This window comes from Paenibacillus sp. V4I3, assembly GCF_030817215.1.
Taxonomy (GTDB): domain Bacteria; phylum Bacillota; class Bacilli; order Paenibacillales; family NBRC-103111; genus Paenibacillus_E.
In genome coordinates this window covers 2,638,863-2,662,620 of the sequence record NZ_JAUSZA010000001.1, presented here as the reverse complement: position 1 = coordinate 2,662,620, position 23,758 = coordinate 2,638,863, and the positions used below count along the sequence as shown (strand labels likewise).

Here is a 23,758-nt window from a genome sequence, read left to right as displayed (position 1 = left end):
GCTTCTATGCGTATACATGTACTTCAACTTATTGTTGGTGATAAACTTATTTCTGATTCCTACAATATGGTAGGACTTCATCTTCTTTCATCAGGCACTGTCGTCGATGCGGGAGATATTTTGATGCTCAATCGCCACAGTGTAGAGTATGTAGACATACACCCTAGAGGGAATGAAGCCGTAAATGAGCTTGAAGAGCCAACAGTCCGCCAAGCAAATAGCAAGCAATTACACTCTTTTAACGATGCAATCACCGGTATAAAAGATTTATTTGCTGCCGTCGAAAACGGGGAATCTATTGATAATGAACTTATAGAATCCGCTTTCAATCCGATGATAGAAAGCTTTCAAGAAGAGAAAGACGTTGTTTCGTTACTGCTTTCTTTGAACAGCAACGATGATTATACGTACCAACACAGTGTGCAAGTAGGTATGTTATCCTACTATATTGCCAAGTGGATGAATAAAAGCGAGAAGGAAGCCCTTCATGTTGGAAAAGCAGGCTATCTCCACGATATTGGTAAAAGCAAAATCCATTCGGACATTCTACATAAGCCTGCAAAGCTAACCAACGATGAGTACAATGAAATTCAGAAACATACGATATATGGTTATGATATCATCAAAAAATCCTTTAATGACAATACCCTTGCTCTCGTTGCTCTAGAGCACCATGAACGTATGGATGGTACAGGCTATCCTTTACGCAAAAAAAGTACAGAAATCCATTCGTACTCACTTATAATTTCGGTTGCAGACGTTTACAGTGCTATGATCTGCAACCGGGTTTACCAGCAAAAACGTGATCTTTTGATCGTACTAAAGGAACTGCACCGCATGAGTTTTGGTCAGCTTGATCCGAAAATAACGCAAGTATTTATCCGCAACATGATTCCTAATTTTATCGGTAAGAAAGTGTCACTCAGTGACGGACGCGTCGGTACGATCGTCATGACAAATCCAACTGATATCTTCCGACCGCTCATTAACATTAATAATCAATTCTTGGATCTATCACTGCTTGGCGACGTAGAAATAACGAAAATCGCGATCTAATTAAATAATAAGACTGCTAACTGCAATTGCGATTCCAATATAGACAGCAGCTAGCAGCGTGCCAACCGCTACATTCCCTTGCTTTAGTTGATCAGATAGCTTCACACCAGGTGTAAGCCAATCAAAGATCCAATACGTAGCAACCAAACATACATACCCTACCGCGAACCATAAGCTCATATGCCAAATCGATGAATTTGTGTAAGCTGCAATAGCTAAAACAATCGCCGTAGCTACAAATTTACCACCCATGGTAATACCGACAGCTACATTGCCGTTGTTTATTTCCTCCATATCGCGGTAGGGCGTCATTAAACTAAACACATACATACCTGCGAATTGCAGCAGCACAATCACAAATAAACTAATTACAATATCCAAAACAATCATTCTGCCCACCCCCGAAATTTCGCCATGGATTGATCAAAATTGCTGTAATCGTGTACTTCCTCTAGAATAACCTGTACTTCCTTCTTGTTTTTAAAGCTTACATAGCGTTCCTCAGGAATGGGCTGCTTCACTTTCTGTCCTGTTGGTAGATCAGTAACCGCGAAATAGCGGAATTTGCCATCCTGCTCCGTTTTGTAAACCCCAACTAATTTCACATCCGTCTTTATTTCTATTTTTAACTCCGCCAAATCTTTTTCAGCTTCTTCTTTCGTTTTAAATGTCTTAATTGGCTTCCATTGCGAAAGTGTCACATCGTTCTTTCCTTGATTATCCGTTTTCATTGTTGCCTGCATATAGCTCAGTACCCACACTTGGTCCCCTGTAGCAAAATTTTGATCGTTTGAAATCCGTTCATTATTCGGCAGCAGAACCATATCTCCATCCAATAAATCCCCTACTTTTGCCTGCTGTACTTGGTAATCCCACGGTACTTCACCATTCCTATCGCTTGTGCTTGCCGGACTTCCCACCGTCGCCTTACTCAGGACAGCTGGCTTCTTATGAAAAGCACTGCTAATGCCCCAAATGATTAGGATGCATACAACGAAGCCCGCTGCCATTAGCCAAAATCGTCCTTGTTTCAAGACTCTTTCACTCCTATCGCTACAAATTGACTAGCATTTCCTGTAATCATCCCACCCGCTCTACCTAATAATCCACACGGTGTTCCATTAAGGACAAAGAGACCTGTTAATAAATGTTTATTTCCATGAGCAAAAGTTAGCTCGGGCAAATCGGCTCGCTGCTGATACACACGTTTGAAAAACACACTCGTATCAAAGCCAACTTCATCTTTGACCTCTAATTCACCCTGCGTGTTATATAACTCAACCGAGCCGCCTTCTCTACCGAACATGGATTTGGACACGTAATCACCTGTAAGATCAGGCGTCATATAAGTAGGCAGCATATAGGTCCTTATTGCCTCATGTTCATCTGAGGTGAACAATACTGCGCCTTCCTCATGCAAGCCCCATATGATGGCTTGCAACCCTTTAGACTGCAAGATGACCGCGTGCAATGGATTGAAAAGTTGTATGAGTTGTTCTTCAATCGCATAGGAGAAGGCCTCTCCTCCATCATCAATGCCCATCCACTCCTTCGGATATAGCGCAAACATTTTGCTGATGATTTGGTTCTCTCCGACCTTAACGACGCCTTCGTCGATCCATAAATCCAAGCAATCGACACAGGTCACCCTTCTTCCGCTATGCGCTACAAGTGCATCTATGGTTCCTGTATCTTCAACATGCTTTCCATATGCGATGCAGGCAGCAAAGTCAGGCGCTTCGATCTCCCACGCTGAGCGGATTAGTTCTTTCATAGCACGGTTCGGTGATTCTATTCCCATTTGATCACATAACCAGGGTGTAGCGATCGCTGCTTCTACATACCCCGTAGGTGTATCTGCGTTCAGCTCTAAAAGCTTAATTTCACCTTGCTGATTCACGGTAAAATCAAATCTTGCATATCGACTAATGAAGCCCGCGGCATCGGGCTCGAGCCGATCTAACCCATCCCACAGCACTTCAGGAATAGATAAGAGCTCATATAAATCCCTCTTCCCTTTTACATAACGAACCGTCTTATCAAACACGCGCCACAAAACTCCAGCTGCATTAATAAGTTCTACGTATGCATGTCGCTGCATGACCACAAGTTGGTCAATCCAGTACGCTTCATCTTCCATATCTGCCCATGTAAAACCAAGGCTCGCCAGCTGCAGCACCCTATGATCTCTGTCGGCAGAAGGTGTTCCTATGACTTCATATATCACAGAAATTAACCTCCTGAACTGGAGCTTGACGAAGAGCTGAAACCACTTGATTTACCGCCAATACTACCGGAAGAGGTTGAGGTTGATTTGGTACTTGACGATGACTTATTATTGGATGTAAACGTGCCAGTTCCACTTGAGGTTGTTGGTGTCTTCGTTGTGGATCGATTCGAGAACGAACTCGGTTGATAGGTTTTCGTCACATATGGTGTATTGGAACGATAATGATAGGAGCGGTGATTGCTTCCCCAACTACTCGATGAGTAAGGACTTACCGTATTAAAGATCAAATGGTACAGTAATAGATCATCCCAGCCAAAACCACCACCACCGGATACCTGATTCACAATGATTGGGGTTGTACTTCCTCCTGAGCCCGTTGAGCTCCCCCCTGCTACAGGCGTAGGAGACGGAGAAGGCGACGTCGTTTTATTATCCGATAGCACAGGCACGGGCAAACTCCAGTCAACTGAAGGGTCGTAATAAGCTTTGACGTCTTCTGAAGACCATTCAACCAGCTTAGATGATCCTGCTCCAGCAGCACTCGGGTTAGGAGACTCCGCGGCATGCGCTGATAGCAGCAGCAAATGACTAACGAGCATGATGCCTATAGAGGTTGAAAGCACTTTAAGCGGTCGTTTCACTGCCTTTTCCCTCCCCCTTCTGAGCCTACTGTAACCAACAAAAGCTCAAAAACATTAAGATCTAAGTTCAGTCTTCCTTCGATCATTTCATATTCCTTACCGCCAATAAGAACAAAGTTAGCTACATTTAAGGCCTGAATGAGTTGTTCATCCCATGGGCGTTCACTAATTTTTTGCAGTTGTCCGTCCACTAATTTTTCGAAGAGCGTAATATTCATCGTTTCATCTTCCTCCATTCAAGACTTCATACTAGATAAAACGCACGAACAGAACTTTTGTTTCAGTTCAATGAAAAATAAAAGAAGTCTACCCCTAAGGATAGACTTCAACGGACTAATAAGCTACACGTTTTGCTCGTAGAAACGTTGATTTCCAATACGCTTTATTGATATTAGTAATCTGAACGCCATCCTTTGGTTTAGGTGAAGCATGAAGCATTTGCATGTTGCCTATATAAATACCAACATGTCCAATTGTTTTATTGGTTTTGAATCGACCTGGTACATAGAAAAACATCAAATCACCTTTGCGTAAGGACTTTCGGCTAACCAAATTTCCTTGCGCCGCTTGTTGACGAGCAAGCCTTGGTAGCTTTACACCATATTTTCCAAAAACATATTGAGTAAATGTCGAGCAATCAAATTTTCCTGTTTGCGGATAAGGTCCTGTGCCGAATAAATATTTCACACCTAAATATTGCTTGCCTTTGTTAATCATTGAATTAATATCAATGTTCTTTAGAACCGGAATTACTTCTTCATGATTATTAGGTGACCACACCTCAAGGTCATCCTCATCCTGTAGCATTGATGCCGGGTTCGCTCCCGTACCTTCACCTTTGAAAGGATCCGTTGGATCATCGCCAAACTCAAGCTCCGCTGTGTTACCGCGGGGGTCAGTGTCATCTTCACGCTCAATTGGAGCAACCGGAGCAGCATGAATCAACAATTGGCCATTCTGTACTTCATATGACATATCTTCTTGAAACAAATCTGCCAAAGCGGAGACTGGCAAGTAAGCCGAATCACCTTCCTTGATAAAGGGTTGGCTAACTCGGATTTCTGCACCATCTTTCATGGCTTTCGTCGAATTCATCGTCACTTCGAAGTTTGCGTCATTATCGCCAATTAACAGCTTCTGATTTCCTTCTTCCCAGTTTGACTGGAACTTTAGGGTTTGGATGAGTTCACGTGCAGCTACATAATTTACATTGTTAATCACTTTAATGGGTACAACAGCGTCATCATTACCTAATGTCGTTCCTTGTCCTGCTTGTGACAAGCTTTGAGACTGCATATTGCCTGTTCCTGACTGTGCGGTAGGATTCTGCGTTGGTGCTGCATTATTGGGTCTGACATTATTCCTCCCACAAGCGGTTGTAGTTGCCATCATGACTACTATGCTACCAATTGCTGCTACTTTCAGTTTTTTCCACATCGCTTCTATTCTCCTTTAGGAACACATAATTATCCTCTATAGAGTGAGACAAGTGGCTTATAAATATGCATAAAAGGCCATTTGAACGGCTTGGATCATCTTGGGAATATATTGAATGAAAGAGTGATTGATATGGCAGGTTTTCTGATCAGAGAGACTTATTTGCTAGACAAGTATTCACTTTAAAAAAAGCGTGCCCGAGGATCTCGGGCACGCTTTAAGTTGTACATATCGATTAACCGATGGAACCTTCCATCTCAAATTTAATGAGACGATTCATTTCTACGGCATATTCCATCGGAAGTTCTTTCGTGAACGGCTCGATGAAGCCCATAACGATCATTTGCGTCGCTTCAGCCTCAGTAAGACCGCGGCTCATGAGGTAGAACAATTGGTCCTCAGATACCTTGGATACTGTTGCTTCATGCTCAAGCGTAATGTTGTCGTTCATGATTTCGTTATAAGGAATCGTATCTGACGTTGACTCGTTATCGAGAATCAAGGTATCACATTTGATGTTCGCTTTGGAACCTTGTGAGTTGCGTCCAAAGGAAGCTAGACCACGGTACGTTACTTTACCACCGTGCTTGGAGATCGATTTGGATACGATCGTTGAAGTTGTATCAGGCGCCAGATGCGTCATTTTCGCGCCAGCATCTTGGTGTTGTCCTTTACCAGCTACAGCGATGGAAAGAACCATCCCTTTAGCGCCGCGGCCTTTCAGCACAACAGCAGGGTACTTCATCGTAAGCTTGGATCCAATGTTACCATCGACCCATTCCATTGTAGCGCCTTCTTCTGCAACCGCACGTTTGGTAACGAGGTTGTAGATGTTCGGTGCCCAGTTTTGAATCGTTGTGTAACGCGCACGGGAGTTTTTGAGACATACGATTTCAACTACCGCACTATGAAGGGAGTTTGTGCTGTAAATAGGAGCTGTACAGCCCTCTACATAATGTACAAAACTTTCTTCATCCGTAATGATCAATGTACGCTCGAATTGCCCCATGTTCTCGGAGTTAATACGGAAGTACGCTTGTAAAGGAACTTCACATTTCACGCCTTTAGGGACATAAATGAACGAACCGCCGGACCATACCGCACTATTCAACGCAGCGAATTTATTGTCGCTCGGTGGAATAATAGTTCCGAAATATTGTCTGAACAGCTCTGGGTATTCCCGAAGAGCCGAATCCGTATCCGTAAAGATAACGCCTTGGTCTTCAAGTTCCTTTTGCATGCTGTGGTAAACAACTTCAGATTCATACTGAGCAGATACACCAGCTAAGAATTTTTGTTCCGCTTCTGGAATACCAAGTTTGTCGAATGTTTCTTTAATTTCTGTAGGAACTTCTTCCCACGTTTTGCCTTGCTTCTCAGACGGTCTTACATAGTACTGGATATCATCGAAATCCAGATCATCCATATTTCCGCCCCAACGTGGCATTGGCATTTTGAAAAATTGCTCCAGGGATTTCAGACGAAACTCAAGCATCCACTCAGGTTCGCCTTTAATTCTGGAGATTTCTTCAACGATTTCACGAGTTAAGCCTTTACCCGATTGAAAAATCGATTTGTGCTCATCTCTAAAACCATATTTGTAATCCTCGAGATCTGGCATTTGTTTAGCCATGGTTGATTCCTCCTTAGAATTTTTGTGCAGCAAATTTCTAATCTATGCATCGCTTTTGCGTTAATTATCGGTTTTTTGAGAATGTTCAATCCCTTTGCGAAGTGCGTTCCATGCCAGGGTTGCACATTTAATACGTGCTGGGAATTTATTTACCCCAGATAACGCCTCAATATCTTCATATTCAAATTCGACAGGTTCGCCCTTCATCAAGCCAGAAAAACCATCAGCCATCTTCAGCGCCTCTTCGATGGTCTTACCTTTGACCGCATCCGTCATCATGGATGCAGAGGATAAGCTAATCGAACAGCCTTCACCTGTGAATTTAGCCATCTTCACGATACCATCTTCTACCTGCATCTGCAGGGAAATCTTATCACCACAGGTCGGGTTATTAAGATCAATGGTAACTGCTTCGCCAGACTCAAACTTCCCACGGTTGCGCGGTGTTTTATAGTGATCCATAATCACTCTACGGTATAAATCATCCAATTGCATGGCCGAAGTACTCCTTTGTTTTTTGTAAGGCCAACATAAGTCGGTCAATATCCGCTTCCGTATTGTATAGGTAGAAGCTTGCACGAGCCGTAGAACTCACTTCAAGCCATCTCATTAAAGGCTGACAGCAATGGTGACCGGCACGCACAGCAACTCCTTCCGCATCCAGAACGGTTGCCACATCATGAGGATGCACATCGCCTAGATTAAACGTTACGAGTCCTGCACGATTCGCAGTAGGGCCATAGACAACCAGATCTTCGATCTGGGTCATACGCTCCATTGCATAATTCGTGAGCTGAATATCGTGTTTATAAATATTGTCCATACCGACTTCTTGTAGAAAATCGATTGCCGCGCTGAGGCCAACAGCTCCAGCGATGATTGGTGTTCCACCTTCAAACTTCCAAGGCAGTTCTTTCCATGTTGACTCATAGAGATCCACATGATCAATCATCTCGCCGCCAAATTCAACGGGCTCCATATTCTCCAGCAAGGCCTTCTTTCCATACAATACCCCGATTCCGGTAGGGCCACACATCTTGTGACCGGAAAGCGCGTAGAAGTCGCAATCCAAATCTTGTACATCCACCTTCATATGTGGTGTGCTTTGTGCGCCATCGACCATCATCTTCGCTCCATGCTTATGGGCGATTTGGGCGATTTCTTTGATCGGATTTACGACACCCAAAACGTTGGATACATACACAACCGAAACAATTTTCGTACGATCGGTTATGGTGTTTTCAACATCTGTAAGCGAAATCGAACCATCAGGCTGTAAAGGAATATATTTTAAAATAGCGCCTGTTGCCTTGGCAGCTTGCTGCCATGGAATCAAGTTGCTGTGATGCTCCATCGGTGTAAGGACGATTTCATCGCCTTCACACAATACGGATTTCGCATAACTGCTTGCTACAATGTTGATCGCCGTTGTCGTACCTCTAGTGAAAATGATTTCCTGCTCACTGGATGCACCGATGAACTTAGCCACTTTGGTTCTGGCTCCTTCGTACGCATCCGTTGCACGGGAACCTAGGGTATGAACCCCGCGGTGAACGTTCGCATTGTCCCACTCATAATAGTGCTTCAGTGCTTCAATCACCTGAATAGGCTTCTGGGAAGTTGCAGCACTGTCCAAGTACACCAGCGGATGACCGTTCACTTCTTGCTTCAGAATGGGAAAAAGTTCACGTATCTCCGAGGTATTCATTGTCCCAGCTTCCTCTCCACTAAGCTTTGCAGCTGTACTTCAACGCTCTTAATTGGAATTTCGGAAACGACTGGAGCTAAGAATCCGTAAATAATTAAGCGCTGAGCTTCTTCCTTCGTAATCCCACGAGACATCAGATAGTGAACTTGCTCAGCATTTACTTGGCCAACACTCGCCGCATGACCAGCTTTAACATCATCCTCATCAATAAGAAGAATCGGATTCGCGTCGCCGCGCGCTTTCGGGCTGAGCATAAGCACTTTCTCTGTTTGTTGACCGTTACAGCCTGTTGCGCCTTTTTCGATCTTCGTAATCCCGTTGATGATCGCTGTGGAGCCATCTCTCATTACGGCACGAGTAATCATGTCGCTTGTCGATGCTTTGCCCCAATGAACAGCGCGTGTTGTCAAGTTCAACTTCTGCTCCTGAGTTCCTACACAGATCACTTTAGCATCGGAGTCGGAACCTTTGCCTTTGAGGATCGACGTTGTATCAGAAAGGGTGTTGCCGTAGTTCATTTCACCAACTACCCACTGAATGCTCGCATCGTTTTCGATGATCGCACGGCGGTAAGTCAAGTCCGTAACGGACTCTTCCAAGTTATGAACGGATGCATAGTTAACGCGCGCACCTGGCTTCACGAATACTTCAACGATCCCGTTTTGGACCATTGGAACACCTGATACGGAAGATACAAAATTATCTACATAAGTAACTGAACTAAACTGTTCAGCAACAATCAAGACATGTGGTGCAAAAGTCGCTTCGGCATCATCGGTTACAAATAACGCTTGCAGCGGAAGGCTCACTCGAACGTCTTTCGGTACATAGATGAAAATGCCACCGTTCCATAGAGCAGCATGCAAAGCTGTTAATTGATTTTCGTTGGCTTCTACAGCTTTCATGAAGTATGACTTCACCAAATCCGCATGATCACGAATTGCAGTTTCCAAATCGGTGAAAATAACGCCTTGCTGTTTCAATTCCGCCGATACTTGGTTGAACACGATACCGGAGTTGCGTTGCACGATCAAGTTTTCGGAATTGGCTAATCCTTTGGCAACTTCGGGTAAAGCATCGAGGGATGTCAAAGGGGCTTGCAATTTATAGGAACCATAGGAGGAGATGCTCCAACGGTCAATTCTCGTCTTTTCTAGCGTAGGTAATTCCAAAGAATTCGCTAACGCTAACCCTTCTATACGAAGGGCAGTCACCCACTCCGGCTCTTGTTTGCTGCGGGAGAGCTCGATGATAGCATTAGTATCTATGGAAAGTGTTGTTTGAATGCTCATGGTTTCCTCCATTTATAGGGATCTTTGATCCGAAGATCAAAGTCTCTCCTTTCTGGGACCTTGGGTCGTTGACCAAAGTCTCTTCTCCTTTAGTACTTCGGTCCAGGCGTGTTCATTGGAACTTTGAATTCTTCCGTATCTTGACCAACAGTTTCATCCACGATACCGAGTTCTTCTTTGATCCAATCGTAACCATCCGCTTCCAGACGCTCTGCAAGCTCAGGACCACCGGATTTCACGATACGACCTTGCATCATAACATGTACAAAATCAGGTTTAACGTAATTCAGCAACCGTTGGTAATGCGTAATGATCAAGAAGCCGCGCTCTTCGCTGCGCATAGCATTAACACCTTCAGCTACGATACGCAATGCATCGATGTCAAGACCGGAGTCAATTTCATCCAAAATAACGAATTTGGGTTCAAGCAAAAGCATTTGAAGAATTTCATTTCGTTTCTTCTCACCACCGGAGAAGCCTTCGTTCAGGTAACGGTGCATGAACTCAGGGTTCATTTCTAACTGCTTCATCTTCGCTTCCATTTGACGAATGAACTTAATCAACGAAATTTCGTTGCCTTCACCGCGACGAACGTTCATTGCGCTGCGCAAGAAGTCAGCGTTCGTTACGCCCGTGATTTCGCTTGGATATTGCATAGCTAAGAACAAACCAGCACGTGCTCTCTCATCAACAGCCATTTCTAGAACATCTTCACCGTCTAAGGTTACAGAACCTTCAGTTACTTCATATTTCGGGTGCCCCATCAGAGCAGAAGCCAATGTACTTTTACCTGTACCGTTTGGTCCCATGATGGCATGAATTTCTCCGCCTTTGATTTCCAGGCTAAGACCCTTCAAAATTTCCTTTCCTTCGACGTTCGCTTTTAGACCGTCTATTGTAAATGTTGATGAATTCGCCATTTCTTAAGCCTCCATAATGTGTTTGAATGTACAAGATAAATGACAACCATTTCAAATGATTATCATTGATTCTCATTAGAATAATTCTATTATAACTTACTATGTTAAATCAAGAAAGGGCATTTGCATGAAAAAGAAGGTCATTTTCTGAAAATGCAACCTTTTAATTACGCCAAAGTATGCTTAATTTCAGCAACCATCGCAGCAAACGCCTCATTACTCAAGACTGGAACCAAGGAAGACTCTTCCGGTATATCAGTTCCAAGCTCAATCCATGATTTGCAGCCTATATAGGCTTGTTCGATCGGAATTTGCAAGGGTTGTACCAATGTATATACCCTTAACAGCATGATATGAAGCGGATTTTTGCGTTTCCACTTTAATCTTTCTTCCGTGAAATTTTCCGTCCAAATGTGAAAAGGATACAGTTTATTCAACTGCTCTTGATCACTGACCTCAATATCTTCAACCATTCGAGCAAAGCTGTTAATCGTTACGTGTGTATCGTCTGCACTCCAGCCTATGAGGGATTCATCGATAACCCCGCGATAATCTTCCTTCAATAATTCTTTTCTCTGGTGTTCATACGTTGGATAGAGAAAGAAATCAGAGGATTCCACTTGAAAATCTTTTGTTTCCTCAACAATTCCTCCCTTGCGCATAATAAAAATTTGCGTTCCATCTTCCAATGCTTTAACAGCCGATGCCCATTCTTTCAGGGCCTTTGGTTTCCCCATGACGCAAACACCTCGTTCTCCTCATTAATCTTATTTATTATAAGGAATATAAGGAAGCAAAACAATGTGACATCAAGACATCTGGCTAAACCTAGAAAGTCCCGTTTCTATGATCCTTTACTTTTCTATCGGACGTTAGAGATCGATGATTCATTTATACAATATTGCTCTATGTTGAGGTGTCTTAAATCGGGCTCAATGGTCATATATGCTCAATTGAGGTTGCTCGATGACTATAGCCCATCTACCCTCACGAAAGCTGAATGACTCTAAAATCAAATTTGCTAGAGCGGGATTGTAAATATTGGCTGAGGACAGATCATCGGGGAATTGATCTACAGACAAACATCATGTAAGTAAACGGCAAAACTCGAGACAACATAAAAAGGGATGGCCTTACTTACACTGGGGCCACCCCTTTACTCTCTTTTATTTCGAAGTTTCAGCGTAATACGTTGGTTGCATACGGGTAAACTGGTCTTGATTTTGTTTCATGGGATTAGGATCAGCAGCCGTGCTAGGCGAGTCTGCATCGAAAGCGATCAGGAGCAAAAAGAAGCAAGCGGCCACAACAAGCAGCAGATTCAGGATTTTCATCACAATGACATCCTCCAGAACTCTTTTGCTTCAAGTATAGCCAAGTTTCATCAACCACATGTTTGGTCAGGTTAAAGATTTTGTAAATATTGATTATCCTAGGAATGACTGAAGCATCCAGCGGTGCTTTTCCAAGGAAGTTTGAATAGCTAGAAGCATGTCGGACGTCGTGTCATCTTGAACTTCTTCACAAGCCTGCATGCCAGCTTTTAATTCTTGCGTAAGGAACGTGAAATCTTCGATAACAGCTTCGACCATTTTCGTAGCGGTTTCTGTACCTGAGGCCTCTTTTAGGGACGATAATTCTATAAAAGCTTTCATTGTAGCTGCCGGCTGGCCACCGATAGAAAGCAACCGTTCAGCCAGCTCGTCCACGTGAAGGGCAGCTTCATTATAAAGCTCTTCAAATTTAACATGCAGCGTGAAAAACTGATTGCCTTTCACATACCAATGAAAGTTGTGCAGCTTGACATAAAGTAAACCCCAGTTTGCAATTTGCTTATTCAGAACAATTTGGATAGATTGTGTTAAGGACGTTGTCACCATAGTAAGCCTCCTGATCTTTTAATACTCTGTTATTTTCTGTTCATGTACGCGTTAATTTACGTTAGAAGCACTTATTTTATGTAATTTGTGCAACATTTCCAAAGTTAGTATTTCAAGCGGCTACATTTTGTCTTATACTAGGAAAAGACGATTAAAACATAGTAAGTTAGTTGGAATTAAATCCAATGAATCATAGGAGGTTACTACATGTCCACTTATCATCCTTTAAGTGAAGCCCAAGCCATTGAATACGCACGTCATATTCCAAATCTGTTTCAACCGGGCTCTGACTTAACTAGTCATGAAATTGGCGATGGCAACTTAAATCTCGTTTTTCGCATATCGGAAACAGCTACAGGAAAAAGTATTATTTTAAAACAAGCCCTTCCTTATGCCAAAGTTGTCGGCGAATCCTGGCCGTTAACATTGGACCGTGCACGAATTGAAAGTGAAGCGCTCTTGATAGAAGAAGGCTTGAATCCGGACCTCGTACCTCACGTTTATGCTTACGATGCTGATTTGGCGCTTACCGTGATGGAAGATCTGAGTGACCATATCATTATGCGCAGAGGGTTAATTGAACGTAATCAATACCCACTCTTTGCTGAGCATATCGGTCGTTTTCTTGCAAATACGTTATTTTTCACATCTGATCTAGGCAAAAACCAACAAGAAAAGAAAATCCAACAGGGTCGCTTCATCAACCCCGAGCTTTGCAAAATTACAGAAGACTTAATCTTCGATGATCCGTATCGCGATGCAGAAACGAATAATATTGAAGCTCACATCCGCGATGCGGCTGAACAGCTTTGGGCGGACAGCGAGCTTCACTTTGAGGTAGCTATCCTTCGCAACAAATTCCTTACGAGTGCACAAGCGCTCCTTCATGGCGATCTGCACACAGGAAGTATCTTTATTAAACCTGATTCCACGAAGGTGATTGATCCCGAGTTCGCTTACTATGGGCCGATGGGCTTCGATATTGGCGCTGTACTTGCGAACCTGCTCCTCAATTTCGCTGCTCAAGAGGGCTGGAGTAAGGATGTTGAAAGCCGTGCTTCCTATCGCGCGTATTTACTACAAACCGTGAAGGACGTATGGACCCATTTCGAAACGAATTTCCGCGCGTTATGGAATGAGCATGGCGTAGATCGTGTATTTCAAACACCTGGCTATCAAAACTACTTCCTAGCCAATCTGCTCCAAGACTCAGTCGGATTCGCCGGAGCTAAAATGGTGCGCCGTATTGTTGGTCTTGCACATGTGGCTGATATTGATAAAATCGAAGATGCAGTTGCAAGAGAGCGTGCACAGCGCTTGGCGTTAGCCATTGGCACTTCATTCATTCGTACCAATCGTCAAGTGAAATCTATCGATGAGCTTATTGCCATCGCCACCCAAGAATCTGCTGCAGAAAGAGGATTTGTCCTATGACGAACACGAACAACAAAGATTTAGAAGTGCAAAACCTTGAGAACCAAGGTGCCTTGCAATCCTTGCGTTGGAATGGCAAGCAGCTTGATCTTCTTGATCAACGGCTGCTGCCGGAAGAGATTGTGTATTTGCCGCTGGAGACACCAATTGAGGTGTGGGAAGCGATCCGGCATTTGAAGGTTCGCGGCGCACCAGCGATAGGAATCGCCGCCGCGTATGGGGTATACCTCGGCATCCGTGAAGTGGATGCTCAGTTGGACGGGCTTCTGGCGGAAGTCCAGAAGCAAGCGGACTACCTGGCGACATCTCGTCCGACAGCTGTGAACTTGTTCTGGGCGCTCGATCGCATGCGAGCGCAGGCTGTTGCTTTGGCAGCAGCGGGCGTAAGCCCGGCTGCCTTCAAGGAAGCTCTCCTGGAGGAAGCGCAGAAGATTCAAGCCGAGGACGAGGAAACGAACCGCCTTATCGGCGAACATGCGCTTACGCTGTTCAAGGATGGGTTCGGCGTGCTGACGCACTGCAACGCCGGGGGCTTAGCGACAGCCAAGTACGGCACGGCGCTAGCGCCGTTCTACTTGGCTAAGGAAAAAGGCATGAACATCAAAGTGTTCGCGGATGAGACTCGGCCGGTGCTGCAAGGCGCACGGCTGACCGCCTTTGAACTGCAGCAAGCAGGCGTTGACGTGACGCTGATCTGTGACAACATGGCCGGCGCGGTCATGTCGAAGGGGTGGATCCAGGCTGTCATCGTAGGAACAGACCGTGTAGCGGCTAACGGTGACGTTGCCAACAAAATCGGCACCTACAGCTTAGCCGTACTAGCGAAAGCGCACGGCATACCGTTCTACGTGGCGAGCCCACTCTCCACGATCGATCTGAATACGCCGACGGGCGGAGACATCCCTATTGAAGAGCGTCATGAGGATGAAATTACCCAAGGCTTTGGTAAACGTACAGCTCCGGTAGGGGTAAAAGTGTTTAATCCAGCATTCGACGTGACACCTAATGAATATGTGACAGCAATTATTACCGAAAAAGGTATTATACAAGCTCCTTATATGGAAAACTTGCGTAAGCTGTTCAAATAAAAAAAGGCTGTTCCCTTTGTAGATCACTCTACGAGGGAACAGCCTTTACTTTTATACATGATTCAATAGTTGATCACGATATTGATTCGGAGTGACACCATGCGCTTTCTTAAAGACATAGTGCAAATAATTACTAGATGCGAAGCCATTGCTTTCCGCAATTTTGTCAAGGGTCAACGAGGTTTGAAGCAGCTCGCTGCAAACATGTTTCAAACGTACCTGCTCCAAGTATTCACTGAACGAGATGCACGCCTGTTCCTTGAAGATGCGTTGGAGCTGCCTTGAACTGATCTGTAAGCGTTCAGCTACTCCTTCAAGCGTCAGAGGACGGCGAAAGTTATCCTCAATAAATTGAATAGCAAGCTGATAACGGTAGCTTTTCATATCACGTGCAGGCAGGTTCACCCCTTGCTGGTCCGCCTTATAGGCTCCCACTGTCCTTAACAACATTTGCACAATGGATTGCTTAATGATCGTGTACTGCCCTAGCTGATTGCTTCGCCAAGCTTCATAGGCGATAAGAAAGCACTTCATGGCTTCCTGTCGATCTAAAGCAGGGACATGAGGAAGCTCGCTCAGCTGCCTTAAGCATGCATCTGCCTCAGCAATCTCCCAAGCTTCTCCCCATGCTTCTGGGACGGACATAGAACCTCGCTCATCATTACCTTGATCCAGCTTTACAATATCCACATGCAGACATAGTTCACCCATCGCTTCCCGCTCATCGGCCTCTTGGCGATGACTAACACCTGGTGCCGTTACATAAAGCATGCCTTCTTGAAGGGGATGCGTGATGCCGTCCAGAATCACCCTGCCTTTGCCATAAGGGATGTAATGGATTTCATACTCGGAATGTTGATGAAAATCTATGATCATTCCTGCAGGAAAGGAAGTCAGATGACAGCGCAGTACTCGAAGTCCATAAGAACCCCACCGGAAGCTTAACTCCAAGCGATCCAATGCCATTGGATTCTCGAGCATGGGTTCAAAGTAAAATGGCTGACTCATCCGTAGCCCCTCCTTTTTTACCTGTAAAAATTACTGGGTTAGTGAATCAAGCCGCACTTGCTGTTTGGCTGCAACGGAACGATTAGAAGCCTCCATCAACTTCGTTAGATCCACAGCGAGCCCAATATTTTCTACCGCTTTTGTCCCATTTTGAATATGAGCTACCCACTGATCAAATGCAGAAGGCTTCGCTTCTGGACCATTCTCATACGCCACCCATTTCGTGCTTGCATCTGCAAGCTTTTTCGTACGAAGCAAGACTCTTCCATCATGGTCGGAATAAAGCACACTGCCATCTGTACCGTGTACTTCAATTACAAACGGTGAAAATGCATTCACAAAGCCAGCTTCTACGATGCCAAGAGCACCATTTGCATACTGGAGGGTTGCTACAGCATTATCTTCAACTTCTCTACCTGTTACATAGCCATAAGAAGCGCTTACAGCTTCAGGCAGCCCCAACAATAAACGAGTTAAATACATAGGATGACAACCGAGATCAATCAGGGCGCCTCCGCCACATTGCTCTGCATTGTAGAAATGCTCAGGCAGCCAACCACTTGGATTTGCATCCGTGGAAATGCCGCCATTGTGTGATAAACGTGTTCGAACGAGTGTAATCTGGCCCAATAATTCCTTCTGGACAATTTCTTGAATCGCTAACGTATAAGCTGGATTCAAACGAGGCAATGAAACTGTCAATGTCACACCCGCTTCATTAACAGCATTCAGAATCTCATTAACTTCATGTAAAGTTGGCGCAATGACTTTTTCTGTGAAAATATGTTTACCTGCCTTCGCGGCAGCGATCATTACGTCTCGGTGTAGGTTGGTCGGTGTATCCACAACAACAGCATCAATTTCTTTATTTGCTAATAACTCCGCTAGATCTGTGTAAAAGGTCACACCGCGCTTCGCGGCTTCCGCTTGCCCACGTTCTGGAAGCTCATCCCAAACCGCGACAATCTGGGTATCTGGATGCCCCTCTACCTGTTTTGCATAGTCATTTGCATGCACGTGCCAAAAACTTAACATCGCTACTCTAATCATGTTAACCTCCAAATAAGTGACTTGGATTCATTGTAACATGCCATAACATCTTGATAAATTTCGAATTAGCGACAGAATAAGGTGCAAAATAGTGACACCTTTTACTACTTGGTTACAGGCACAGCATTGTAGTACTCTTCCATTGTCAAGCTTTTGTCTACCATTTCTTTCGCAACATCTATACCCACATAACGAATATGCCATGGCTCGTATTGATAGCCGGTAATCGTTGTTTTACCTTTGGGGTAACGAATAATAAACCCGTACTCCGCCACATGTGCTTCGAGCCATTTCGCTTCCTTGGTTCCAGCAAAGCAATCTTCCGCCGCACACTTCCCGTCACTGCCCGTTACATCTATGGCTAGCCCAGTTTCATGCTCACTGGTCCCAGGAACAGCACTGTACATTTTGGCTTTCTCTTCGCCGTCTTTAAGCACATAACGCTGAAAAAGAGATTTCTGCGTCGCATAAGAGCGATATGCCGAAACGCCAGAAAGGTGGATACCGTCCTTATCAGCTCCAGCAAAAAGCTTTTCGATCGCGCTGGCAGCGGCTTTACGCATTTTACGTTTTTCATTTTTCTCAGCAAAAATAAATGGAATGTCAGGATATACTAAATCCGTCGGCTCATAACTCAATGGCAGTGAATTTTGCTTATTTACAAGAACAGTTATACTCTCCGGTTTGGCTACAACTTGGATAGCTCCGCTCTTTGGCGGAACAGCAGAGGTTGATGGGGAAGCCGTAGGAACTGTTGAGGGTTTCGGTGTTGTTAAAGGCGATGGAGAAGGGTTCGAAGAAGGTGTAGGACTTCCCAAACTAACCGGCGGAGTAGCCGTTGCAGTGGGACTACCTGAAGGAGTTACTTCCCCTCTGCTGCATCCTGTTGCTATGAATAACGCCAAAAGTATGGCGAGTGTATATTTCGACTTGTTGTTCATGATCTCTAGTTGCCTCCTCAAATAAGAAAAACGTACACATGAAATAGACTTCAAATCTCGTGTAAAAGTTGCATTGCAAATTAAAAAGGCTGCAATTTTAGGTTTTGTACCTAGATCACAGCCTTTTCTATTTTATGCGTATTCGTGTAAGGTTACAAGTTTAGAATTCGTAAAATAATTCCTTTTGCTTTTACAAGCCTTGACTTGATGCAATCGCTTGTTCCAAATCATAGATAATATCTTCGATCGCTTCCGTACCAACGGACAATCGAATTAGTCCAGGAGACACACCGGCAGATACTTGTTCCTGCTCATTCAATTGTGCATGCGTCGTGCTTGCAGGATGAATAATCAATGACTTCGAATCTCCGACATTCGCCAAATGCGAGAATAGTTTAACGGAATGTATCAGCTTCTTGCCTGATTCAATACCGCCTTTGATACCAAAGCTCAAAATAGCGCCTTGTCCCTTCGGCAAATACTTCTGAGCAAGTTTATAGGAAGGATGACTTTCTAAGCCAGCATAACTAACCCATTCTACGGATTCATGTGACTCTAAAAATTGAGCAACCTTAAGGGCATTAGAACTGTGGCGTTCCAAACGCAGATGTAGTGTCTCTAGCCCTTGCAATAAAAGGAACGAACTATTAGGAGATAAGGAAGCGCCTAAATCTCGTAGCAGCTGAACCCGTGCTTTAATGATGTAGGCAATTGGACCGACAGCCTCGGTATAGACAACGCCGTTATAACTTGGATCAGGCTTTGTCAAACCAGGAAATTTACCGCTTGCAGCCCAATCAAATTTACCACTATCTACAATTACGCCGCCAATTGTTGTTCCATGTCCACCAATGAATTTGGTTGCGGAGTGAACAACAATATCGGCCCCATGCTCAATCGGTCTAAGCAGGTAAGGACTCGGGAATGTATTATCAATAATCAAAGGAATTCCATTTTCATGTGCTATAGCCGCTACAGCCTCAATATCGAGAATATCCCCCTTTGGATTACCGATCGATTCCGCGTAAATGGCTTTGGTCTTGTCCGTAATCGCACCTCGGAAATTTTCCGGATTGCTCGGATCAACGAATTTCACTTTAATGCCTAGTTTAGGCAATGTATTTGAAAATAAATTATATGTACCGCCGTACAAGGAAGAAGCTGAAACGATTTCATCTCCTACCTCAGCAATGTTCAGAATGGAGAAGGTAATGGCTGCCTGACCGGATGCTACAGCAAGAGCGGCTGGGGCACCTTCCAACGCGGCAATCCGTTTCTCGAATACGTCGGTCGTAGGGTTCATTATACGCGTATAAATATTGCCAAATTCTTTGAGCGCAAATAAATTTGCAGCATGGTCCGTATCGTTAAACACATAGGATGTCGTTTGATAAATCGGTACAGCCCTTGAATTAGTCGTTGGATCAACCTGTTGACCCGCATGAATGGCTAGCGTTTCCGGTAAGTACTGGCGTTCTGAATCTGACATTGCACATGCCTCCTAGGATAAGTATAAATTGAATCAATGCAGTCATTTTATCTCAAACTCAATAATTCCTACTGGAATAGTATACATTCATTCTAATGGAAATATCTAGGTAAAGTCAACATAACATATTGGCTTTTTTTCTATACCAAAAATGTACATTCATGAGCGGACCTTTCTTAAGATTAGTCTGGCGGAAGAAGAACAATTCGTCCATCTTCCATCGCAACGCGAACTTTATTCGTATTGGAAGCACCAATTGATTCGAGGAAGTTAGCAGGAATTTGCAGTCTACCCGCCTTGTCAACGACCGCGTATTCAACATGAGAGTCACCATCAGCAGCAATAATACCTTGCTCAAGCTCCAGCAATTCCTCTTGATACGATTTGCGCCGCAGTATCTCCGAGGAGGTTTTGCCGTCACGAATGGCAACGACGCGGTCTACTTTCTTAGCTAGAAGCGGATCGTGTGTGACGATAACAACCGTTAAACCGAAGCTGCGGTTCAGCTCACGGAACAGATCGAGAATTTGATTCGCCATCTTCGTATCGACTGACCCTGTCGGTTCATCTGCCAGCAAGAGCCTCGGCTGATTGGCGAGCGCAATAGCAATAGCCACACGCTGCTGTTCTCCGCCAGAAAGCTCATTTAGTCTGTTATTTCTTCGATGGCTCAAACCTACAGCATCCAGTAAATCTATAGCGCGGTGGCGCTTGCGTCGTCCCTGCAGCAGGATAGGCAGCTCTACATTTTCCAATGCTGTCAAATAGGGAATCAGATTGCGTGCATTATTTTGCCAGACGAAGCCAACGGTTTCCCTTTTATACTTCACCAGATCCGATTCCTTAAATTTCAACAAATCCTTCCCATCTACGTGGAGATTACCTGCCGAAGGTCGATCTAACCCTCCAAGCATATTCAACAACGTCGATTTGCCACTGCCACTATTGCCGATAATCGCCATCAGCTCTCCCTCCTCGATATGGAGATCAAGCCCTTGTAAAGCAACGACTTCTATGTCAGCCGCTTTATAAATTTTAACTAAATTTTCACAGTGAATCATCCTTAATCCTCCCCAAGCTTAACGGCTTGATGAATCTTAATTCTGGACAGCATCGTGCCGAGTAGTAGTAGACCCGTCCCTATCATCACAGTGACAATGATGTACAAATGCAGCTGATCACTCGGATCAAAGCTCACTTGAAAAGGCGGCACTTGACTTGAGGAATCGAAAGTTAATTGGAATAAAGGAACAAATAATCGACTGGCTGTATTCCCCGTAATCATGCCAATTAGAACCGCTGCGCCAGAAGTTAATAATTGTTCAGCTATTAACATTCCGATCAGCTGCGCAAAAGAAATACCCATCGCCCTAAGCACACCGAATTGTAAGATCCGTCCGGACAATGAAAGCACCCAGTACAGGAGAAACCCGATAAAGCTTATGCCAATAGCAATCAGGAAGCCCAGCGTCATAACGCCATTCACAGCCAGTTGGAATGGATCATTCTTGGAGAGAACCAACATTTGCTTCGTATCCATTAAACTTGAGAGCGATATATGTTTAAGCTCTAGCTCCTCATACAAAGCTTGACTGGTCATATCTGGTTTTAGCTTTAGCCAAACATCATACGGCTCAACGGCCATATTATTTTGAATGTAGGACAGATGCCCAATAACTAACTTCGGTGCATCCACTTTACTTTGCTTCGTCGTGTCAGAACTGCTCCCTGTTTTGGTTCCAGCGGTTAAGATCGGATTGGGATTCCAGCTCGGCCAGTAATCAATAATCCCATATACAACACAAGTGGCACCCTCAACATCATTCCATCCTAAATGCACCACATCGCCCACTTTGGCACCAGTTTCCTCGGCAATAGACTTGGAAATAAGCACGGCTTTGGAATCGCCAGCCAATAGGTTTAAATACTCATAAAAGTGATGATCGAGCAAATGGTCGCGGAGCCAAGCTGTTTGACCGAATTCATCGGTATCAATGCCCATGAATGCTGTTTTTTTTGTTTCTTTGCCAAGCGCGAAATAAGCATCTTTCTTATTAAACACTCGAGCCGCCGATTCTACACCTGCCAACTGTGTGAAGGGCAAAAACGGAGGCTCCGTATATTGGACTTTCTTCTTAACAAGAGGGATTGAGCTCGCTTCTTCCTGTAAACCAGACGGCCCTGACTGTGGAGGCGGTGCATCATTGTCCCATTTGGTTTGCAGAACAATATCCGCCCCATTCTTATAACGGATCTTCTCTTCAATATTTTTGTTCATCGTCCTTGCTGCGCTGGCACTAAACAACCCTGTTGCCAGTGTCATGATGATAAACAGCATAATGAATTGATATTGTGTGGTTGATCTGCCAACTTGGAGCAGCGTTGAATACAAATAGGGTGGCCACCATTTTCGGCCGATGAGATAGAATAGTTGAATGACCCACGGATATACTCGCAGTAGGAACAGGCCCATGGCGAATATGAATAAAGCCGGGACTACGAAAAGGAGTGGATCTACTTTCATGTCCATAGAGTCCAGCCCTAAGGCAACCAGATCATTCATCCGTCGGTTAAAGCTTTGTAATAAATAGATAGAAACTGCCAATAAGACAACATCGATAAACATTTTATGCACAAAAGAGAGCTTGTTCTTCCTTGCCATGGTTTGTTTATGGCTAACAATTGTAGCGCGAGTGGCAAGTACAGCGGGAATAAGAGTCATACAAACCGATGCGGTTACGGCAATTAAAGCGTATTGATAAGCCTCCTTATTCAGCTTGACCTCCATTGCTGCGCGCTGGACAAACGCTAGGAATCCATTCGATGCACCCAATATTTTCGTTAACTGCAGGCCAATTAGAGGACCAACTAGCAGGGCAACTCCCCCTAATAAAATACCTTCCAGCACATAACCTAGCAGAATCTGAGTCCGGCTTGCTCCTCTGCTGCGCAGCACGGCAATCTCTGTTTTCTGTCGTTCTGTAATCAAATTGGCAACCATGAATAAATAGAAGGCGAGTAAAATACTAATGGGCACATTAAGCGACCATAGCATAATTCTGAGCTTTTTCTCTTTCTCACCATACAATTTCAATGTGGTAATCGCTGGATTTTTGACTGTATTCGTGTTGAAATGATTGCTTAAATAGCCGGTTATCCTTTCATGTGTGCCAGTGTAGGCTTCAAGACCTTCCAGCTTCAATTGATGATAATCCAGTATGTAATTCCAATAGGAAAATGTGTTGGGAAAACTTTTGTTCTTCGTAAAATCTTTCTCAAATAAAGCAAAGGGGATGAAAAATTTTGTGCGCAAGTCGCTCATATTGTTCGTCCAATAAAGTTCAGCATAATCTGTACGATCGATAACAGCTACGGGCTTTATTCGAATGTTTTGTTTCAAATCTTTGTTAGCGATAGTCAATTCATTGCCCAGTACAATCTTTAATTGAGTTAGCAGTTCAGGGAATACCCAAGCTTCATATACACCATCTACAGGTTCAGTAGAAGGCATGACACCGTCAACTATGCGAATATGCTTTTCCAACTCCGACATCGCTGTTAATTCAGCTGAACGGTTCACTTTAGGGTCTACTTTACTTGGATCGCTAGGTGTAAGCTCGAAATTTACTGTGCTGCGCGTAATCGTGGATAGGAGAATCGGCAAGCCGAACTGCTGGCTTTGTTCTGCCATAAAGGCATCCGTTTCCGCTAAAAGTTGATCTCCGCTTTCTCCCATTACGTAGGCAGAATTATAGGCTTGCCCGGGATATTGCTGCGTGTTGGTTTGAAGAACTTCCAAATCTTTGATCAGCATACGCTGTAAAATGGCGTGTGTATAAATAGGCATTGAGCTGGCAAGTGCGACCGAAATAATTAGTCCCACAAGCAAACTAAGCTCTAGCCAGCGGTTTTTGATCATTTTACGGAGAATCATTAGAAATAAAGCCATTG

The 23,758-nt window shown here is 44.2% G+C and carries 22 protein-coding genes and 1 pseudogene; 3 read left to right on the top strand and 20 right to left on the bottom strand.

Features of this window, described 5'->3' with window-relative positions; genetic code table 11:
• Positions 1-6 precede the first annotated feature (6 nt).
• Positions 7-1,056, top strand: a complete 1,050-nt coding sequence (locus QFZ77_RS12220; protein ID WP_307439785.1) for an HD-GYP domain-containing protein — start codon at positions 7-9, stop codon at positions 1,054-1,056.
• Here QFZ77_RS12220 and QFZ77_RS12215 read toward each other — a convergent pair whose 3' ends face one another.
• The 14 genes from QFZ77_RS12215 to QFZ77_RS12150 all read right to left on the bottom strand — a co-directional run bounded on the left by QFZ77_RS12215 (position 1,057) and on the right by QFZ77_RS12150 (position 12,797).
• On the bottom strand, positions 1,057-1,446 hold the full coding sequence (locus tag QFZ77_RS12215; protein ID WP_307439783.1) for a DUF350 domain-containing protein: 390 nt from the start codon (positions 1,444-1,446) through the stop codon (positions 1,057-1,059).
• Positions 1,443-2,090: a signal peptide protein gene (locus QFZ77_RS12210; RefSeq protein ID WP_307439781.1), complete on the bottom strand. Its 648-nt coding sequence runs from the start codon at positions 2,088-2,090 to the stop codon at positions 1,443-1,445. The genes QFZ77_RS12215 and QFZ77_RS12210 overlap by 4 nt, the downstream gene beginning before the upstream one ends.
• Complete coding sequence (locus tag QFZ77_RS12205; RefSeq protein WP_307439779.1) at positions 2,087-3,283, bottom strand: glutathionylspermidine synthase family protein; 1,197 nt, start codon at positions 3,281-3,283, stop codon at positions 2,087-2,089. The genes QFZ77_RS12210 and QFZ77_RS12205 overlap by 4 nt, the downstream gene beginning before the upstream one ends.
• Before the next feature lie 5 nt (positions 3,284-3,288).
• Positions 3,289-3,927, bottom strand: coding sequence for a hypothetical protein (locus QFZ77_RS12200; RefSeq protein ID WP_307439776.1), 639 nt, complete (start codon positions 3,925-3,927; stop codon positions 3,289-3,291).
• Complete coding sequence (locus tag QFZ77_RS12195; protein ID WP_307439775.1) at positions 3,924-4,145, bottom strand: hypothetical protein; 222 nt, start codon at positions 4,143-4,145, stop codon at positions 3,924-3,926. Before QFZ77_RS12195 ends, QFZ77_RS12200 begins: the two co-directional genes overlap by 4 nt.
• A gap of 115 nt (positions 4,146-4,260) precedes the next feature.
• On the bottom strand, positions 4,261-5,364 hold the full coding sequence (locus tag QFZ77_RS12190) for a C40 family peptidase (RefSeq protein WP_307439772.1): 1,104 nt from the start codon (positions 5,362-5,364) through the stop codon (positions 4,261-4,263).
• A 235-nt stretch (positions 5,365-5,599) separates the two neighbouring features.
• Positions 5,600-6,997 carry a Fe-S cluster assembly protein SufB gene (sufB, locus tag QFZ77_RS12185; protein WP_047676683.1) on the bottom strand — a complete coding sequence of 466 codons (1,398 nt, stop codon included), beginning with the start codon at positions 6,995-6,997 and terminating at the stop codon, positions 5,600-5,602.
• 60 nt (positions 6,998-7,057) lie between these two features.
• Entirely contained in the window at positions 7,058-7,492 is a 435-nt protein-coding gene (gene sufU, locus QFZ77_RS12180) for a Fe-S cluster assembly sulfur transfer protein SufU (protein ID WP_171642966.1), read from the bottom strand.
• Positions 7,479-8,705, bottom strand: a complete 1,227-nt coding sequence (locus tag QFZ77_RS12175) for a cysteine desulfurase (protein WP_307439765.1) — start codon at positions 8,703-8,705, stop codon at positions 7,479-7,481. The genes sufU and QFZ77_RS12175 overlap by 14 nt, the downstream gene beginning before the upstream one ends.
• Positions 8,702-9,997, bottom strand: coding sequence for a Fe-S cluster assembly protein SufD (gene sufD, locus QFZ77_RS12170; RefSeq protein ID WP_307439763.1), 1,296 nt, complete (start codon positions 9,995-9,997; stop codon positions 8,702-8,704). The genes QFZ77_RS12175 and sufD overlap by 4 nt, the downstream gene beginning before the upstream one ends.
• 89 nt (positions 9,998-10,086) lie before the next feature.
• Positions 10,087-10,917: a Fe-S cluster assembly ATPase SufC gene (gene sufC, locus QFZ77_RS12165; RefSeq protein WP_307439761.1), complete on the bottom strand. Its 831-nt coding sequence runs from the start codon at positions 10,915-10,917 to the stop codon at positions 10,087-10,089.
• Positions 10,918-11,084: 167 nt separating this feature from the next.
• On the bottom strand, positions 11,085-11,654 hold the full coding sequence (locus QFZ77_RS12160) for a DUF1802 family protein (RefSeq protein ID WP_307439759.1): 570 nt from the start codon (positions 11,652-11,654) through the stop codon (positions 11,085-11,087).
• A gap of 429 nt (positions 11,655-12,083) precedes the next feature.
• The gene (locus QFZ77_RS12155) at positions 12,084-12,254 is read right to left on the bottom strand and encodes a hypothetical protein (protein WP_307439755.1); all 171 of its coding nucleotides are present in this window, start codon (positions 12,252-12,254) and stop codon (positions 12,084-12,086) included.
• A 90-nt stretch (positions 12,255-12,344) separates the two neighbouring features.
• On the bottom strand, positions 12,345-12,797 hold the full coding sequence (locus QFZ77_RS12150) for a Dps family protein (protein ID WP_307439753.1): 453 nt from the start codon (positions 12,795-12,797) through the stop codon (positions 12,345-12,347).
• 207 nt (positions 12,798-13,004) lie between these two features.
• Between QFZ77_RS12150 and mtnK the strand changes: the two genes are divergently transcribed.
• The gene (gene mtnK / locus QFZ77_RS12145; RefSeq protein ID WP_307439751.1) at positions 13,005-14,231 is read left to right on the top strand and encodes an S-methyl-5-thioribose kinase; all 1,227 of its coding nucleotides are present in this window, start codon (positions 13,005-13,007) and stop codon (positions 14,229-14,231) included.
• Positions 14,228-15,319, top strand: a complete 1,092-nt coding sequence (gene mtnA / locus QFZ77_RS12140) for an S-methyl-5-thioribose-1-phosphate isomerase (RefSeq protein ID WP_307439749.1) — start codon at positions 14,228-14,230, stop codon at positions 15,317-15,319. The genes mtnK and mtnA overlap by 4 nt, the downstream gene beginning before the upstream one ends.
• Positions 15,320-15,370: 51 nt before the next feature.
• Here the strand turns inward: mtnA and QFZ77_RS12135 are convergent, their stop codons facing one another.
• The 6 genes and pseudogenes from QFZ77_RS12135 to QFZ77_RS12110 form a co-directional block, all read right to left on the bottom strand.
• Complete coding sequence (locus QFZ77_RS12135) at positions 15,371-16,327, bottom strand: AraC family transcriptional regulator (RefSeq protein WP_307439746.1); 957 nt, start codon at positions 16,325-16,327, stop codon at positions 15,371-15,373.
• A gap of 30 nt (positions 16,328-16,357) precedes the next feature.
• Positions 16,358-17,377, bottom strand: a complete 1,020-nt coding sequence (locus tag QFZ77_RS12130; protein WP_307439745.1) for a Gfo/Idh/MocA family protein — start codon at positions 17,375-17,377, stop codon at positions 16,358-16,360.
• 178 nt (positions 17,378-17,555) lie between these two features.
• Positions 17,556-17,940: pseudogene (locus QFZ77_RS38145) on the bottom strand (M15 family metallopeptidase); the annotation flags it as partial.
• 568 nt (positions 17,941-18,508) lie between these two features.
• Positions 18,509-19,807: a homocysteine synthase gene (locus QFZ77_RS12120; protein WP_307439741.1), complete on the bottom strand. Its 1,299-nt coding sequence runs from the start codon at positions 19,805-19,807 to the stop codon at positions 18,509-18,511.
• Between the two features lie 182 nt (positions 19,808-19,989).
• A complete protein-coding gene (locus tag QFZ77_RS12115; protein ID WP_307439739.1) occupies positions 19,990-20,868 on the bottom strand; it encodes an ABC transporter ATP-binding protein in 879 nt (292 codons plus the stop codon).
• A 2-nt stretch (positions 20,869-20,870) separates the two neighbouring features.
• A complete protein-coding gene (locus QFZ77_RS12110; protein WP_307439737.1) occupies positions 20,871-23,756 on the bottom strand; it encodes an ABC transporter permease in 2,886 nt (961 codons plus the stop codon).
• Between the last annotated feature and the right edge of the window lie 2 nt (positions 23,757-23,758).